We start from the raw sequence: 15,036 nt of genomic DNA on the forward strand, positions 1-15,036 counted from the left end.
GTGAAGGTGTACCGCGGTTCGGTGAGTAGGTAGTTCAGCAGGATCCCGGACAGCACCGCCGACAGCACCGCCGGCGCCACGCCGCCGAGCAGCGCGACGATCAGGACACCGACGAAGAACAGCGCGCTCTCGCCGCCGATTCCGAGGAACCTGTCGAGAAAGAGCGCGGTGACGGCCGCGATCACGGACGGAACCACAACGGCTGCAAGCCATGACGTGACGTGTCGTTGCCGCGGCGAGACCCTGGCCCACAGCGAGGTGCCGCGGGCCTCGTCATGGGTCACCATATGGACGTCGATCTTGCCGGATCGCTGGACGACGGTGGCGCCGATACCCTCGTCGAAGATACGGGCCCAGCGCGACCGCCGTGACGTGCCGAGCACCAACTGGGTAGCGTTCATCTGGCGGGCGAAGTCGAGCAGCGCGCCGGGTACGTCGTCACCGGCCACGCTGTGCAGGGTTGCGCCGAGTGACACGGCCAGTTCCCGGATTCTCCCCATCTGCGGTGCGGAGATGCCGGACAGCCCGTCGCCGCGCACCACGTGGACCACCATCAGCTCAGCGCCGGACCGAGATGCGATCCGGGATGCCCTGCGCACCAGTGTTTCCGACTCCGCCCCGCCGGTGACGGCGACGACGACGCGTTCGCGGGCTTCCCAGGTGTCGGTGATCTTGTTGTCGGCGCGATACTTCTCCAGTGCGGCGTCGACCTGGTCAGCCAACCACAGCAGCGCCAGTTCACGCAGCGCTGTCAGGTTGCCTCGCCGGAAGTAGTTGGACAGTGCCGCATCCACCCGCTCAGGTGCATAGACGTTGCCGTGAGCGAGCCTGCGCCGCAACGCCTCCGGTGTGATGTCCACCAACTCGATCTGATCGGCGGCGCGCACCACCTCGTCGGGCACCTTCTCCTGCTGCTCGATGCCGGTGATCTGGGTCACGACGTCGTTGAGGCTCTCCAGGTGCTGCACGTTGACGGTGGTGATGACGGTGATCCCGGCGTCGAGGAGTTCCTCGATGTCCTGCCACCGTTTGGGGTTCTTGCTGCCCGGGGTGTTGGTGTGGGCGAGTTCGTCGACCAGCACCACCTCCGGGTGCCGTCGCAGGACGGCCTCGGTGTCGAGTTCTTCGAAGCTGCGGCCGCGGTACTCGATGACTTTCGGCGGCACCACCTCGATGCCGTCGAACAACTCGGCGGTCTTCTTGCGGCCGTGGGTCTCGACGACGGCGGCGACCACGTCGGTGCCGCGTTCGAGACGTCGATGTGCCTCGCCGAGCATCGCGAAGGTCTTGCCGACGCCGGGCGCCGCGCCGAGGTAGATGCGCAGCTCACCCCGCTTGTCGCGCGAGTCCGACGTGCCCACCTGTTCATCATCCACCGCCGGACCGGGCAATGTGGTCATCGCGGTGCTCGGCGCCAGATCGACACTACGGTCGTGGCGCGCCCGGATCTCTCAGCGATCACGGCCAGGGTGTCGATCTCGGCCCGAGCACGCGTCCGCGGTCACTGTCTGCCATCGAGCGCCAGGTTGAGCTCGAGAACATTCACCCGTGGCTGCCCCAGGAAGCCCAGCGTGCGGCCCTCGGTGTGAGCGGCGACCAGCGAGCGCACCTGATCGGGGGAAATGCCGCGGGCGGCGGCCACCCGGTTGACCTGCAGATCGGCGTAGGCGGTGGAGATGTGTGGGTCCAGGCCGCTACCGCTCGCGGTGACAGCGTCCGCGGGCACTTGCGGCTCGTCGGCGGCGGCACCGCGGACCGGCACGATCCGGCCGACGCGGTAGTCCTCCCCGGGCGCGGCGCACTCGACCCGAACGCCCTCGTAGGTCGCCAGGAACGGTGTCGACGTCGTGTCGCAGGGCTCGTTGACGCTGACCACCCGGGTGGGACGGGCATCCCGTGGGCCGATCACCGACAGCACGGCGCCGACACCGCCGCCGGTGCAGAACGGCCGCGCTCCGCTGACCCCGTCCAATTCGCCGGCTGCCGCGCTGCGCGAACACACCAGGGTGAGCAGGCTCGGTGCGTCGGGCCGATCCACCACGTCCTCCGGGCCGAGGTTGCTTGCGCTGGTCGACAGCGTGTCGTAGCCGTCGCCTGCGGACGACGGGCGGCCCTGGAAGTACTGCGGTAGCGGGTTGCCCTCGGGATCGGTGTACAGCTGGCCGATCAGGCTGCTGCCGACGGGTCGCCCGTCGACATCGAGCAGTGAGCCCCCGGCCTTGTCGTCCAAGCCGGGCAGCTGGGCGACAACCCACACCAGCAGCGGGTAGGCGAGGCCGAGGATTGTGGTGAACAGGAGCAACGCGCGCAGCGCGGCCCAGTGCTGACGAGCGATGGTGGAAAATTTCATGTCACATTCCCGGGAAGAGTTGGATGACCAGATCGATCAGCTTGATACCGATGAACGGGGCGAGAATGCCGCCGAGTCCGAAGACGTAGAGGTTGCGGCTCAACAGCTTTGATGCACTACTCGGCGTGTAGCGAACACCGCGCAGCGACAACGGGATCAGGGCGACGATGATGATCGCGTTGAAGATCACCGCGGACAGGATCGCCGACTGCGGGCTGTGCAGGCGCATGATGTTGAGCAGGTCCAGGCCGGGGAACAGGCCGACGAACAGTGCCGGGATGATCGCGAAGTACTTCGCGATGTCGTTGGCGATGGAGAACGTCGTCAGCGCACCGCGGGTGATCAACAGCTGCTTGCCGATCTCGACGATCTCGATCAACTTGGTCGGGTCGGAGTCGAGATCGACCATGTTGCCGGCTTCCTTGGCCGCCGAGGTGCCGGTGTTCATGGCCACCCCCACATCGGCCTGGGCCAGCGCGGGTGCGTCGTTGGTGCCGTCGCCGGTCATCGCGACGAGCCGGCCACCGGCCTGCTCCCGTTTGATGAAGGCCATCTTGTCTTCCGGCGTGGCCTCGGCGAGGAAGTCGTCGACCCCGGCCTCGTCGGCAATGGCTTTGGCGGTCAACGGGTTGTCGCCGGTGACCATCACCGTCCGGATCCCCATCCGGCGCATCTCGTCGAAGCGTTCGCGCATCCCCGCCTTGACGACGTCCTTGAGGTGAATCACCCCGAGGACCGTCGCAGTACCGTCCCGGACTTCCCCGACGGCCAGTGGGGTGCCGCCGGCGGCGGAGATCCCGTCGACGATGTCGCCGAGTTCCGTCGGGACGGTGCCGCCCTCGGTGCGAACCCAGTCGGCCACTGCGGTGGCCGCGCCCTTGCGCAGTCGGTGACCGTCCAGGTCGACGCCCGACATCCTTGTGGTGGCCGAGAATTCGATCCAGGTGGCGTTCGTCAGCTCGCCGGGGGTGCGGGCCCGCAGACCGTAGTGCTGTTTGGCGAACACGACGATGGACCGGCCTTCCGGTGTCTCGTCGGCCAGGCTGGACAGTTGGGCCGCGTCGGCCAGTGCGTCGGCCGTCACGCCGTGCAGAGTGACGAAGTCGGCGGCCTGTCGATTCCCGAGGGTGATGGTGCCGGTCTTGTCGAGCAGCAGGGTGTTCACGTCACCGGCAGCCTCCACCGCGCGCCCGGACATGGCCAGCACATTGCGCTGCACCAGGCGGTCCATTCCGGCGATCCCGATGGCGCTCAACAGCGCCCCGATGGTCGTCGGGATGAGACACACGAGAAGGGAGACCATGACGATGCCGGTGACACCATTTCCATTCAACGCCAACGTATCCGGCACGCCCGGGTTGTTCGCCTTGGAGAAGATCGCCAGTGGCTGCAGCGTCGTGACGGCGAAGACGAAGATGATCGTCAGCGAGGACAGCAGGATGTTGAGCGCGATCTCATTGGGGGTCTTCTGCCTGTTCGCGCCCTCGACGAGGCCGATCATCCGGTCGATGAAGCTCTCGCCGGGTTTCTGGGTGATCCGCACGACGATCCGGTCCGACAGCACGGTCGTGCCGCCGGTCACGGCCGACCGGTCGCCGCCCGACTCGCGGATGACGGGTGCGGATTCGCCGGTGATGGCCGACTCGTCCACTGAGGCAATACCTTCGACCACGTCACCGTCGCCGGGGATGGTCTGGCCGGCCTCCACGACGACCACATCGCCCTGCTGCAGCAGCGGCGCGCCCACTTCCTCCTCGGTGCCGTCCCCACCCGGTGTCCAACCGGTGAGGCGGCGTGCCGTCGTTGCGGTCTGGGTCTTGCGCAGGCTCGCCGCCTGCGCCTTGCCCCGGCCCTCTGCCACTGCTTCGGCGAGGTTGGCGAAGATCACCGTGAGCCAGAGCCATCCGACGATCAGCCAGGCGAACCAGGACGGTTCCATGATCGCCAGGATCGTGCTCCAGAGCGCACCGAGTTCCACGATGAACATCACCGGATTTCGCCACAGGGTTCGTGGATTGAGCCTGCGCAGCGCGTCCGGGATCGACGTCCACAGCATCGCGGGGTCGAGAAGTCCGCCCTTCACCTTGGTGCCCGTGTCGGGTTCCGAGTGCTTCTGTGGTGCGTCTTCGATGGTGGTGACCGGCATCAGTGAATTCCTTCAGCGAGGGGCCCGAGCGCGAGCGCGGGCAAAAAGGTGAGGGCGACCAGGATCAGCGTCACGCCGACGACCAGACCGACGAATTGTGGCCGATGGGTGGGCAAGGTGCCGATGGATTCCGGTGTCTTCGCCTGTGCGGCAAGGGCACCGGCCAGAGCGAGCGCGACGATGATGGGCAGGAACCTGCCGAACACCATGGCCAGCCCCAGGGCGGTGTTGTAGAAGGTGGTGTTGACGCCGATGCCGGCGAAGGCCGAGCCGTTGTTGTTGCCGGCGGAGGTGAACGCATACAGCACCTCGGACAGCCCGTGCGGACCGGTGTTGAGCATGCTCTCCCGGGCGCCCGGCATCGCCATCGCCACCGCGGTCCCGGTCAGCACGATCAGCGGGGTGATCAGGAAATAGGTTGCGGCCAGCTTGATCTCACGAGGGGTGATCTTCTTGCCCAGATACTCCGGGGTGCGGCCGACCATGAGCCCGGCCACGAACACCGTGATGATGGCCAAGATCAGCATGCCGTACAGACCCGAACCCACGCCCCCTGGTGCGACTTCACCCAGCTGCATGTTGAACAGCAACATCAAGCCACCTAGGCTGGTGTAGGAGTCGTGGAAGGAGTCGACCGCGCCGGTGGATGTCAGCGTGGTGGCTGCGGCGAACACCGCCGAGTTGGCGACGCCGACGCGTTGTTCGACACCTTCCATGGATGCGCCGACGGCCGTCGGGACGGTGCCGTGGTGCTGGAGCTGGAAGAACATCGTCAGGCTCACGCTGACGGTCGCGATGACAGCCATCACGGCGACGATCGCGTAACCCTGCTTACGGCTTTCGACCATCCGGCCGAAGGTCCGGGGTAGTGAGAACGCGATGACGGTGAGAAGGAAGATCTCGACCCAGTTCGTCCAGGTGGTGGGGTTCTCGAAGGGATGGGCCGAGTTGACATTGAAGAAGCCGCCACCGTTGGTGCCGAGCTCCTTGATCGCCTCCTGGCTGGCGACCGGTCCGCCGGGGATCGTCTGCTGTGCCCCGGCGATGGTGTTCACGACCTGGTCGTGCAGACCGAAGTTCTGGATGACACCGCCGGAGATCAGGACGATCGCGGCGATCACGGACAGCGGCAACAGGATTCGGAAGACACCCCGTACCAGATCCACCCAGAAGTTGCCCAGCTCGCCGGTACTGCGTCGGGCCAACCCACGCACGAATGCGACCGCTACGGCCATTCCGACAGCCGCGGATACGAAGTTCTGCACGGTGAGCCCGGCCATCTGCACCAGGTGACCGTGGGTGGACTCCCCGGAGTAGGCCTGCCAGTTGGTGTTCGTGACGAAGCTGACCGCGGTGTTCCAGGCCAGCGCGGGGGTGATCTCCGTGGCGGGATCGCTCAGATGTAGCGGCAGCCTGCCCTGCACAAGCTGGAAGGTGAACAGGAACAGGATGCTGACCGCCGCGAAGGCGAGCACGCTGCGGGCATACGCGCCCCAGGTCTGCTCGGCCTTCGGGTCCGCACCGATGATGCGGTAGATCATCCGCTCGGCGCGAGCGTCCTTGGTGGTCGTGTACACCCGGTACATGTAGTCGCCGAGCGGCACGTGGACCGCGGCCAATGCGATGGCGAGGGAGATGGCGAACAGGACGCCGGCGGCGGTGGCGCTCACTAGAACCCCTCCGGAAAGAGCAACGCGGCGAACAGGAACACGGCGATCATGACGGCGAGCGCGAGGCCGACAAGGTTCTGGATCACAGGCGCTCGACGCCCTTCTGGATCAAGCCGAGTAGGGCGAAGACCGCCACCGTCAGCGCGACGTAGATGGCCACAGACATCACGGGTATCAGCACTCCTGCGTTCGTTGACACCTGCGCCCGAAATGGGCAGGTGCGAACGCCAAGGTAGGCCCGCTACTCGGACCCTGAGCTGGGCATTGACGGTTTCTTGATGCCGGCGCGCGCCGTTTTTACGGTCTCCTTGCGCGGGGACTCAGTGAGGCGCGACAACGCCCGCAGCGCGGGCGTTGGTGAGCATGTGATCCCAGATGCGCTCGCCGGCCACGATCAGGGTGAGGGCGCCCGCGACGGCGACCGTTGAGGCAGCCCAATACGCCCACACGGCGTGGGCGCCGAGCACGGTCAACAACAGAACGCCGACACTGAGGGTGAAGACCGCTGCGAGTACAGCATGGCGAGAGTTCCGGGGCACTCCGTCACCGGCGCCACGACCCGTGATGACAGTCATGACTCCACGGTGAGGTTGCTGCCTAAGAGGCGACTCATCGGTTGCTGTGGAATTCCTTTGAGTCTCGAGTCGCTCGCCCGGCGGCCCCGGTGGTGGGAGGATCATCCGGTGGCCGGCGAGGAATCTGAGCAGAGCCCGCGCCTGCGCGACGAAACCGAGAGCGAACGGCTGGACCGCAATTGGGCCAGCCTGCTGCAGGAACTGCGGGTCGTGCAGACCGGTGTGGCGCTGCTGACTGGATTTCTGCTGACGCTGCCGTTTCAGCAGCGGTTCGACATCCTCGACGACACCATGGTGGCCGTATACATGGTGACCGTGAGCGCGGCGGTGTTGTCCATGGCGCTACTCGTGGCGCCCGTGCCGATGCACCGACTGTTGTTCCGGCGCCACCGGTTGGTCTCCCTGGTCACCGCGGCGCATCGTTGTGCTTACGCAGGTGTGCTCTTCCTCGCAGTCGCGCTGACCGGGATGACCGCGATCATCTTCGACGCAGTGTCGGGCCGAGTTGCGGCACTGATTGCCGGCGGATGTGCAGTGGCAGTATTCGCCGCACTTTGGCTGATGCTGCCACTGCTCATGCGCGACGGGGAGCAGCAACGACCCGGAGCATAGTCAGCGCTCAGGACTGTTGGCTGCGCGCTTCGGCGCCACTTTCCTCCGCATCGAAGTCGTCGTCGGAACCGGTCCGACCGACGTAGGCTCCGTCGTCGTCTTCACTGGCACGTGAGTTCGCCACCTTGGGGTCGGACTCTACGCCCGATTCGTTCTTGTCCGAATTCGGCTGATTCTCTGGCTGATTCATGGTGTGGGTCCCGCTTTCTGTTGGCCCGGGCATGCCCGGGTGAGGCACACCCGAAACCCTTGACGTGGCAATCAGAACGAGGCATGACGTGTGACTGACATCGGTGTGCGAATCGTTTCGGCGCTGCGTCGTAGCGGGTATCTGCACTCCATGTGATCGTTGCCGCCGATGCACTGCACCAGGTGCTCGAGGCAGTGACGACGCGAATGACGTTGGAGAGGAATCTCATGCCTGACCTGCACAAAGATCCCGTTGACCACGCCCGGACCACCCGCCAACATGCCGGCGAATCGATGAAGAACGGCGTCAACGCGCCGGGCCTGATCGCCATCGGTATCGGCTTGGTGGCGCTGTCAGCTGGTCTGTTCGCCTTCGCCACCGGCCAGGCGGTCGCCGGGACGGTCGGCGTTGTGCTGGCCGTCTTGCTCGTCGGCGGGGGGTTCGGTTGGCTGGCCATCGCGCACCGCAAAGTGCGCGAAGTCGAAAGCCAATGGCATGCCGAGCATCCCGAAGCGCCTGCCGAGCCGCCGACAAGCTGAGCGGCCACGAGCGGTCGCCGGGGAATACCCGGCCGGTGGCGCGTGTTCTGCGTCGTTGACCTGACGACTGGGAAGGGACGCAGACACGTGACAGACAACGTCGACTTCGATATGAGCACTTTGGATGACATGAATCGAAATGTCATCGAGGAATTCCGGGAAAACGGCGGAAAAGTCGGCGGCCTGTTCGAAGGCAAGCCGCTGGTGTTGGTGCACCACGTCGGCGCGAAGTCGGGAGTGAAGCGGATCGCGCCCCTGGTGCCGTATGTCGACGGGAGTCGCACGTTCGTGTTTGCGAGCCTGGGCGGCGCCGACGTCAATCCGGCGTGGTACCACAACGTCGTCGCCAACCCGGATGTGGTCGTCGAACTCGGCTCGGAGACCTTCGCGGCAACGGCCCGGGTTCTCACGGGTGGCGAGCGCGATGACATCTACGCCAAGCAGTCGGCGGTCGAGCCGCAGTTCGCCGAGTACCAGAGCAAGACGACCCGCGTGATTCCCGTGGTGGAGCTGGTGCGCTCCAAAAGGTAGATCGGTGCGGTGACGAGGCGACACCCGAAATCGTCTGTAGTCAGATGGTGTGTTCAGCAAGCCAAGTAGTGAGAAGGCGCGCGGTCAACTGTGCGCTGCTTTCGGTAAAAGTGGGTCCGCGGGTGAGGGAGACACTGTTGCCGTGCGCGGAAACGAGGACCCGGTAGCTGGTGACGGTATGGCGTGGGGTTGTCGTCGTTGACGCCTTCACCGTGACTTTGGTCTGCGAGGTGATCGGGATGGCACCGACCGTGCTGCGCCGCCCCAACGCACGCTTCCGTGTCACCGTGATGGTCTGCGTGGCGCGGTCTGCGACGACTCGGCCCCGCTGGTACGCCAGGATGCAGACGACACCGCCCGCGATGCACGCTCCACCCAGCACTGATGCAGTGATCAGGCCCGCGCGGTCGGCGTAGGTCACCGGAGCTCCGGTGCCGCTGACGGCGGCCCAGGCCTGCCGTGCAAGCTCCTCCTTCTCGCTGCCGTCGGCGCTGGGCAGCCCGATCACGGCCGTGGCGGAGTCGGTGTGGACGGCGAGTTCGTAACTGCGCCAGATGAGCCCGTCGTCGAGGACGATGTCGATCGCGGTGACCTCCGCGGCGGAAGCTGTCAGCTGTTCAGTCACTCTGAGCCCCATGAACGTTCGCGTGTACTCGACGCCGTCGCGATCCGCGGCGAAGGCAACCGTTGCACCAAGCAGCCAGATCGCCCAGCATCCGGCAGCGATGAACACCGATCCCCAGCCGATATAGGGGACCGGACTATTCTGCAGTCGGAGTCGCAGGCGGTCAGCCGAGTTCTCCTCGACCGTGACTTTCATGGTTGAGACGCTAGTTCTACGAATCCGAGGTTGGCACGCCCGATCGTCCCAGGGAGCACGGATGACCGATGATCGCCTGTTCGCCCGCGGCAACCGCACGGGTTACCTCCGTCCTCGGCGTCGGAGCCACCCGGTGTCAGCTCTGAGAGCCCTGGTCGGATGATCTTCTTCCGGTCCAAGGACCCGATGACGAAGTGGCGCCAGAAGTACGAGGCGATGGCTGAGCTTGCGGATCGAACCGGCTGGCGGATCGACCTCGACCTCGAGATCGTCAGCACGGTCATCGCCGAAACCCCCGTGGTGGTCATCCTCGCGCCACCGATGAGGATGGGCCCCAGCGCGCCTGCCACGAGTGTCATCATCGAGGCGGGCAGGCAAGCTGAAGCCACGTTGGCGGGTCGTATCGGCGACGTGGTGGGTGGGGCTGAGTACACGGTGAACGGTTGGCACGGATTGGCGGAAGCCGACAACGGACTCATCGATGGCAACTTCAGCGGGCCGCATTCGGAGTTGGTCGATGCTGTCGTCGCGGCGGTGTACGACCTCGTTGGGCGCGTGAGGAGCGCATAGCACTGCGGGCGCCTGCGGATCCGAAATCAGCTGAGGCCGAACCACTCCCACTTCTGCGCCAGGAGATCGCCGAACTTCGTGGTGAGCCGAATCGACGAGACGCCTGTGCTGCCGGCGATCAACGTGGTGTAGCGCCACAACAAGGATTGATTCGCCTGAAGTAACCTCTGAACTGCGACGGCCCTCATAGCCCAATTGGCAGAGGCAGCGGACTTAAAATCCGCACAGTGTGAGTTCGAATCTCACTGGGGGCACCCGATAGGCGCTGCTCAGAGCTGATTATCCAGTGGGGGGAACTACCTTGAGACTACTTGCCGTCCGCAGAGCGTCCGCAGCAGTCCGCGCAGCCGCAACGTCGAACGCGTCCGCGATGCCAGCCAGGTCGTCGGGGAACAAGTGGCCGTAGCGATCCAGAGTGAGTGTGGCTGTCTTGTGCCCGAGCAGCGTTTGCAACACCTTCACGTTCGCGCCGGCGCTGATTGCCAGCGACGCACAGGTGTGGCGCAGCTGGTGCGGGGTAATGACGGGGAACTCCGCGGTAAATGCGTCGCCGCTCTCGGCGATCTCTTCGTCACGTTGCGCGGCCGACGCCGTCCGTACAGTCGTCACGGCCGGGTCGAACACCCATCGGACTTCGCCGAGAGTCAGGAAGCCGCCCCTTCTTGACGGGAACACCAGATCGTCACCGCCGCGGCCGCGGACCTCGGTCTCGAGCAGCGGCGCGAGGAACTTCGGAATCGGTACGGTACGTGCGCTGTGGTTCTTCGTCGATCCCTCGATGAGGCCCTTGCCGGCCACGTGGGTGACGGAACGGCCAACCCGCATCCGCCGCGTCTTCAGGTTGACGTCTCCGACCCGCAGCGCGGCCGCCTCCCCGAACCGTAACCCGCAGTAACCCAACACCAGCACGAACGTGCGGAAACGTCCGCATGCGACAGCGAGCCGATGCAACTGCTCATGCGTGAGATACCGCTGATCGACTTCGGGCAGACGCGGCAGTTCGATGCCATCCGCGGGACTGGTCTGAAGATGCTTTGCCTTGACCGCGAACTTCAACACCGCACCGACCAGCTGGTGAGCCTGTCGGACGCGTGAAGCGCTCAACCCCTTGCCCTCGAACCGTGCAGAGCCGTCCACGGACAAGCCGGTGATCCAGACTTGAAGCTCGTCGAACCGCAGATCGCGGAGCGGGACATCTTTCCAGCGTGGCAGTACGACCGTGTCGAGCAGGGAACGATATCCCGCCACCGTCTTCGGTGACCGGGTCGCTTTGGTGGAGATCCATCGCTCGGCGATCACTCCGAACGTCACCGCCGAGAGCGCCGGATCAGTCCATGTCCCAGTGACCTGGTCGCTGACCTGCTTGTTCAGCCATGCCTGAGCGTCCGTCTTCCGCCCGAAGCCCTTCGCATGCTCGCGGCCCTGGTCGTCGACGTAGCGGGCACGCCATCGGCTGCCCTTGCCGTGATTGGCGCTCGGCACCGCCCGCGTGTCGCCGTCCTCGTCGCGGACGGTCCTCATCCAGCGGTCCTCGACCCCGGCTCTGCGGTTCCTCTTCAACAATTTTCGACCCGTCTGCTGGTCCGGTCCTACCAGCTGATTATGCGTCAAGCGAATAGCGTTCGCGGACAACGGCCTTGACTTCGTCAGCGGACCATTCCCGCGTTCGTCATCCTCACTGTACGACCGCAACGGACACAGTGAGGACGAACCCAGTGTGAATGGCCAAGAACTAACGAAATCTGAGCGTCTCGCAGTCGCCGAGTTTCTCAACTCTGCGGACCTCGAGCTGCTCACCGGTATCCCCTCGTCGAACTGGCGCAAGTGGGCGTCGGCCGGTACCGGGCCGCACTCCTTCAAGGTGGGGAAGCGCCGACTCTGGAAGAAGTCGACAGTCATGGCGTGGCTAGAAGAGCGAGAGGCCGCGCCGGCGTGAGTCCGACTCGGCGACGGGCGAACACATCACTCTTGCGACCGAGGAACAGCGAATGCATTCATACCCAAGGCCCGACCCGGCGACGGACTGATGAGCGGTCAACTGGTGGGCGAAGTCATCGCAGCGGCGGACTCGTTTCGTACCCACGGGTTATCAGAGCGGGGATTCCACGCGCTGATTGCCATCGCCGAGAAGGCGGAGACGCAGAGCAGGCGGGGTTCCGTGCGATGGGATCACATACGGGCGGGCCTCTTTGGCGCGTCGCTATCGACAGCCAAGCGCGCCGTCGCAGACCTCAAAGCGCTAGGGCTGGTCGAGTCCAGGCGCGGGTTCAACAATCAGCACGGCCAATCCGCTGCGCCTCGATACACGATCACAGACCTCGCCGAATGGGTCACCCAGGTGAGCCAATCGCCCTGCGACCGAACAGGTCACCCAGATGACCCGTTCGCTACCGAGCGAATGGGTCACCCAGGTGAGCCAATCGGCGGGGGCGAATGGGTCAAATCGGGGGGGCGAACGGGTCAAATCGGCGACCGAACAGGTCACCCAGATGACCTACTTGACGTTCCTATTGACGGTCCTATTGACGGAGGTCGCGCGCGCGAGCGCGACGACGAGCCACCTCCCCGCTACTGCCCCGATCATCCAAACGGAACACCGCTCGGCTGCCTCCCCTGCATGCATGCACGCCAGACGCGCGAGGACTGGGTCAGGGAACGCGAAGCGCACGCCGCGGCCGAACGATCCGAACGCCGTCGCGCCCTCGAGGGCTGTCAGCACTGCGGCGGAACCGGCCAGATCGACGTTGACGAGAACACCATCGACTGGTGTCCGGAGTGCTCATCCTGGCGAAAGGAAGCGAGATAGTGAGCCGCACCCGCGATCACGTCATCGTCCGGGCCTACCTCGCCAACGGCGCGCTCGACCGACCCTGCCCGCAGTGCAACGCAGTGCCGGCGCAATGGTGCCGAACACCAACCGGACACGACCGCCGCGTTCCCTGCGTCGGCCGCGCGACTATCCAACCCAGAGAGGAAACCCAGTGAACGAACCCTACGAAGACGTGCCAGGCGCGAACCGAGCCGGCCGAGCACTGCGCGCTCGCCAGTTCGCAGCGATGCAGCTCGCGGCTGACCACACCGGCAACAAAGTGCTGCACGCCGATCTGATACTCGACTACGCCCGCGCCGGCTTCACACCGGCCGAGATATTCGCGGAGGCAAAGCAACTGCGCGACCTGTACAAGTTCGACGACCGCGATCCAGCCGAGTCCCTCGAGGAACTGCGCCGCATGGTCAACCCGTACATCGACGACGGCCCACAGCTCAGGGTCGACTTCCATAGCGACGGTGAGACCCCGCTGTGATGGCGGTACCGGCCGGCGTGCTGCTATCGCCGGCCGAAGCGGCAGTAGTCGCTTCCGCGATCGGACGGCTGGACGCGGACCTCCAGCCGAACGAGCGGGGTGTGTTGCTGAATCTGCGCCGAGCGATGGCAAAATCTGGCGTTTCCCCGCGAACAAGCGCCAGTGCGCCGAACGGGCAATTGCCCGCCCGACGCATAGCTGACGCCAGATCGGACACCAGAAATCGGCGCTCACAAAGCATTTCGGCGCATCATTGCGGGCATGCGACTCTCAACAGCGGCGAGGCAGCGGCGGTCCTCGGCATCACGCCGAACGCAGTCCGCGACCTGCGCCGCCGCGGCCGCCTGGACGCAGAGCGCATCGCCGGACGCTGGCAGTTCGACGCAACCCAGATCCACGCCCGCGCGAAGGAGTAACTGATGTCCGGATTCCTCACCCCCGAGCTGGACGGCTTGAACGTCACCGTCTCAACTGTGATGCAACAGCCGCTCAGAATCCGCGACCGCATCTCCGCCTTGGCGGCTGACCAGATGGTGCTGGACAAGATCTTCCACACCCACGGCCGCACGATCACCGGCGGCGCGATGCTCTACAACGTCGTGAAGATCAGCGACTTCTTCCGAGCCGACGACGTCAAACAGCGCGGACCTGGCGACGAGTACGAGGTCGTCCGCGGTGTCGACCCCACAACGGAAATGGCCAAGCCCGAGGACTGGGGCGGCAAGTTCCCTGTCGAAGACGAACGCATCACCCGCAATGACACCGAGTACATGCAGGATCAGACCACGCAGCTCACGAACACGATCGTCGAGAAGCTGAACAAGCGCGCTTTCGAAGTACTCGACGCGAAAGCAGGAACCGGCCCGAACACCATCGTCGGCAACGACTGGATGAACGCCGTCACAGTCGGCCCCGAAGCCAATCTCTCCGAAGGGTCCGAACTTCCCGCCGCGGACCTGGCAGCCGCATCGATGGCCGGCGAACTTGAACGCCTCGGCACCAAATACGACACGCTGCTGGTGAACCCACAGGAGAAGTTCAGCCTCCAAGTCGCCTACGGCGACAAGTTGCAGGCGATGCTCGACAGCGCCGGCCTGAAGATGTTCTCCTACTTCCACATCACGCCCGGTACCGCGTGGGTTCTTCAACGCGGCCAGGTCGGCATCATCGGCTTCGAGAAAGCGCTGACGGTCGAAACCTGGCGCGAGCCGAGGAACCGAACCAGCTGGGTACAGGCCTACGCGGTCCCGTTCATCGCCGTCAACAAGCCCCACTGCGCCAAGAAGCTCACCGGCTTGGCAGGCTGACGGGCCGATGCAGGAGCAGGGGCCAGGACCGGATCCGAAGTGGCTTGAGCGGCAACGGCCAATCGCGAAGGCGCGGCGCGCGGAACGAGCAGCGGCCAAAGCACGCGCAGAACTCGGATGGTTCGACGATCAGCCGTCGTCCGCCGTATCCACGTCGTCGCCGTCCGACCTCGCCTGGTTCGACTGATGCCAGCCGAGGAGGATCCGTGGCCACGCGAGCTACGGCGCTGCACATGCGGCACCCGGTCCTACATGCCAGAGGATCACGCCAACGCGTGTGCACTCGGAACATCGCCGCCGACCTCATCGTCGCCACAGCAGCAGCGCAGACCGTGGTCGCCGGCCGATCCGTTCTGAAGACTCGCGACGTGACTGGTTCCCACGTCGCGCGGCGCAGTGCCCCGGCTGAGTCCCTTTCCTC

The 15,036-nt window shown here is 65.3% G+C and carries 18 protein-coding genes and 1 tRNA gene; 10 read left to right on the forward strand and 9 right to left on the reverse strand.

The window, feature by feature from the left end:
* The 6 genes from WA965_RS08385 to WA965_RS08410 all read right to left on the reverse strand — a co-directional run.
* The coding region (locus WA965_RS08385; protein ID WP_526447358.1) for a DUF4118 domain-containing protein at nt 1-1,400 on the reverse strand (1,400 nt) is incomplete at its 3' end.
* A 101-nt stretch (nt 1,401-1,501) separates the two neighbouring features.
* Nucleotides 1,502-2,350: a potassium-transporting ATPase subunit C gene (locus WA965_RS08390; RefSeq protein WP_526299700.1), complete on the reverse strand. Its 849-nt coding sequence runs from the start codon at nt 2,348-2,350 to the stop codon at nt 1,502-1,504.
* Nucleotide 2,351: 1 nt separating this feature from the next.
* Complete coding sequence (gene kdpB / locus WA965_RS08395; RefSeq protein WP_526447360.1) at nt 2,352-4,496, reverse strand: potassium-transporting ATPase subunit KdpB; 2,145 nt, start codon at nt 4,494-4,496, stop codon at nt 2,352-2,354.
* Nucleotides 4,496-6,166, reverse strand: a complete 1,671-nt coding sequence (gene kdpA / locus WA965_RS08400) for a potassium-transporting ATPase subunit KdpA (RefSeq protein ID WP_526295825.1) — start codon at nt 6,164-6,166, stop codon at nt 4,496-4,498. Before kdpA ends, kdpB begins: the two co-directional genes overlap by 1 nt.
* Nucleotides 6,167-6,248: 82 nt before the next feature.
* A complete protein-coding gene (locus WA965_RS08405) occupies nt 6,249-6,347 on the reverse strand; it encodes a potassium-transporting ATPase (protein ID WP_526295827.1) in 99 nt (32 codons plus the stop codon).
* A gap of 139 nt (nt 6,348-6,486) precedes the next feature.
* Complete coding sequence (locus WA965_RS08410) at nt 6,487-6,741, reverse strand: hypothetical protein (RefSeq protein ID WP_526295829.1); 255 nt, start codon at nt 6,739-6,741, stop codon at nt 6,487-6,489.
* Nucleotides 6,742-6,849: 108 nt separating this feature from the next.
* On the opposite strand from WA965_RS08410, the gene WA965_RS08415 reads away from it, so the two are divergent.
* On the forward strand, nt 6,850-7,353 hold the full coding sequence (locus WA965_RS08415; protein ID WP_526295831.1) for a DUF6328 family protein: 504 nt from the start codon (nt 6,850-6,852) through the stop codon (nt 7,351-7,353).
* A gap of 7 nt (nt 7,354-7,360) precedes the next feature.
* On the opposite strand, the gene WA965_RS08420 is transcribed toward WA965_RS08415, so the two are convergent.
* A complete protein-coding gene (locus tag WA965_RS08420) occupies nt 7,361-7,543 on the reverse strand; it encodes a hypothetical protein (RefSeq protein ID WP_526295833.1) in 183 nt (60 codons plus the stop codon).
* A gap of 227 nt (nt 7,544-7,770) precedes the next feature.
* Here WA965_RS08420 and usfY point away from each other — a divergent pair, with 227 nt between their 5' ends.
* Both usfY and WA965_RS08430 read left to right on the forward strand, forming a co-directional pair.
* Nucleotides 7,771-8,082, forward strand: coding sequence for a protein UsfY (gene usfY, locus WA965_RS08425; protein WP_526295835.1), 312 nt, complete (start codon nt 7,771-7,773; stop codon nt 8,080-8,082).
* Nucleotides 8,083-8,193: 111 nt separating this feature from the next.
* A complete protein-coding gene (locus WA965_RS08430) occupies nt 8,194-8,613 on the forward strand; it encodes a nitroreductase family deazaflavin-dependent oxidoreductase (protein WP_526295932.1) in 420 nt (139 codons plus the stop codon).
* Nucleotides 8,614-8,653: 40 nt separating this feature from the next.
* On the opposite strand, the gene WA965_RS08435 is transcribed toward WA965_RS08430, so the two are convergent.
* Nucleotides 8,654-9,433 carry a hypothetical protein gene (locus WA965_RS08435; RefSeq protein WP_526295837.1) on the reverse strand — a complete coding sequence of 260 codons (780 nt, stop codon included), beginning with the start codon at nt 9,431-9,433 and terminating at the stop codon, nt 8,654-8,656.
* A 159-nt stretch (nt 9,434-9,592) separates the two neighbouring features.
* Between WA965_RS08435 and WA965_RS08440 the strand changes: the two genes are divergently transcribed.
* Both WA965_RS08440 and WA965_RS08445 read left to right on the forward strand, forming a co-directional pair.
* Nucleotides 9,593-10,003 (forward strand): hypothetical protein, encoded by a 411-nt coding sequence (locus WA965_RS08440; protein WP_526295839.1) that lies wholly within the window; start codon nt 9,593-9,595, stop codon nt 10,001-10,003.
* Nucleotides 10,004-10,183: 180 nt separating this feature from the next.
* Nucleotides 10,184-10,257, forward strand: a tRNA-Leu gene (locus WA965_RS08445).
* Nucleotides 10,258-10,282: 25 nt separating this feature from the next.
* Here the strand turns inward: WA965_RS08445 and WA965_RS08450 are convergent.
* Nucleotides 10,283-11,524, reverse strand: a complete 1,242-nt coding sequence (locus tag WA965_RS08450; RefSeq protein WP_526295841.1) for a site-specific integrase — start codon at nt 11,522-11,524, stop codon at nt 10,283-10,285.
* Between the two features lie 196 nt (nt 11,525-11,720).
* Between WA965_RS08450 and WA965_RS08455 the strand changes: the two genes are divergently transcribed.
* The 5 genes from WA965_RS08455 to WA965_RS08475 all read left to right on the forward strand — a co-directional run bounded on the left by WA965_RS08455 (nt 11,721) and on the right by WA965_RS08475 (nt 14,615).
* Nucleotides 11,721-11,939, forward strand: a complete 219-nt coding sequence (locus WA965_RS08455) for a helix-turn-helix transcriptional regulator (RefSeq protein WP_526295843.1) — start codon at nt 11,721-11,723, stop codon at nt 11,937-11,939.
* A gap of 869 nt (nt 11,940-12,808) precedes the next feature.
* Entirely contained in the window at nt 12,809-12,988 is a 180-nt protein-coding gene (locus WA965_RS08460) for a zinc finger domain-containing protein (protein WP_526295934.1), read from the forward strand.
* Nucleotides 12,985-13,308, forward strand: a complete 324-nt coding sequence (locus WA965_RS08465) for a hypothetical protein (protein ID WP_526295845.1) — start codon at nt 12,985-12,987, stop codon at nt 13,306-13,308. Before WA965_RS08460 ends, WA965_RS08465 begins: the two co-directional genes overlap by 4 nt.
* Nucleotides 13,308-13,724: a helix-turn-helix domain-containing protein gene (locus tag WA965_RS08470; RefSeq protein WP_526295847.1), complete on the forward strand. Its 417-nt coding sequence runs from the start codon at nt 13,308-13,310 to the stop codon at nt 13,722-13,724. Before WA965_RS08465 ends, WA965_RS08470 begins: the two co-directional genes overlap by 1 nt.
* A 3-nt stretch (nt 13,725-13,727) precedes the next feature.
* Nucleotides 13,728-14,615 (forward strand): major capsid protein, encoded by an 888-nt coding sequence (locus WA965_RS08475; protein ID WP_526295849.1) that lies wholly within the window; start codon nt 13,728-13,730, stop codon nt 14,613-14,615.
* Nucleotides 14,616-15,036 lie beyond the last annotated feature (421 nt).

Origin of the sequence: Mycobacterium sp., from assembly GCF_049683935.1 — a bacterium.
GTDB lineage: Bacteria > Actinomycetota > Actinomycetes > Mycobacteriales > Mycobacteriaceae > Mycobacterium.

Excerpts from the sequence above, each read along its gene's own strand:
- WA965_RS08390 (WP_526299700.1), bottom strand. The coding sequence starts at position 2,350 with ATGAAATTTTCCACCATCGCTCGTCAGCACTGGGCCGCGCTGCGCGCG.
- kdpB (WP_526447360.1), bottom strand. The coding sequence starts at position 4,496 with ATGCCGGTCACCACCATCGAAGACGCACCACAGAAGCACTCGGAACCC.
- WA965_RS08410 (WP_526295829.1), bottom strand. The coding sequence starts at position 6,741 with ATGACTGTCATCACGGGTCGTGGCGCCGGTGACGGAGTGCCCCGGAAC.
- WA965_RS08420 (WP_526295833.1), bottom strand. The coding sequence starts at position 7,543 with ATGAATCAGCCAGAGAATCAGCCGAATTCGGACAAGAACGAATCGGGC.
- usfY (WP_526295835.1), top strand. The coding sequence starts at position 7,771 with ATGCCTGACCTGCACAAAGATCCCGTTGACCACGCCCGGACCACCCGC.
- WA965_RS08430 (WP_526295932.1), top strand. The coding sequence starts at position 8,194 with ATGAGCACTTTGGATGACATGAATCGAAATGTCATCGAGGAATTCCGG.
- WA965_RS08435 (WP_526295837.1), bottom strand. The coding sequence starts at position 9,433 with ATGAAAGTCACGGTCGAGGAGAACTCGGCTGACCGCCTGCGACTCCGA.
- WA965_RS08440 (WP_526295839.1), top strand. The coding sequence starts at position 9,593 with ATGATCTTCTTCCGGTCCAAGGACCCGATGACGAAGTGGCGCCAGAAG.
- WA965_RS08450 (WP_526295841.1), bottom strand. The coding sequence starts at position 11,524 with ATGAGGACCGTCCGCGACGAGGACGGCGACACGCGGGCGGTGCCGAGC.
- WA965_RS08470 (WP_526295847.1), top strand. The coding sequence starts at position 13,308 with ATGGCGGTACCGGCCGGCGTGCTGCTATCGCCGGCCGAAGCGGCAGTA.
- WA965_RS08475 (WP_526295849.1), top strand. The coding sequence starts at position 13,728 with ATGTCCGGATTCCTCACCCCCGAGCTGGACGGCTTGAACGTCACCGTC.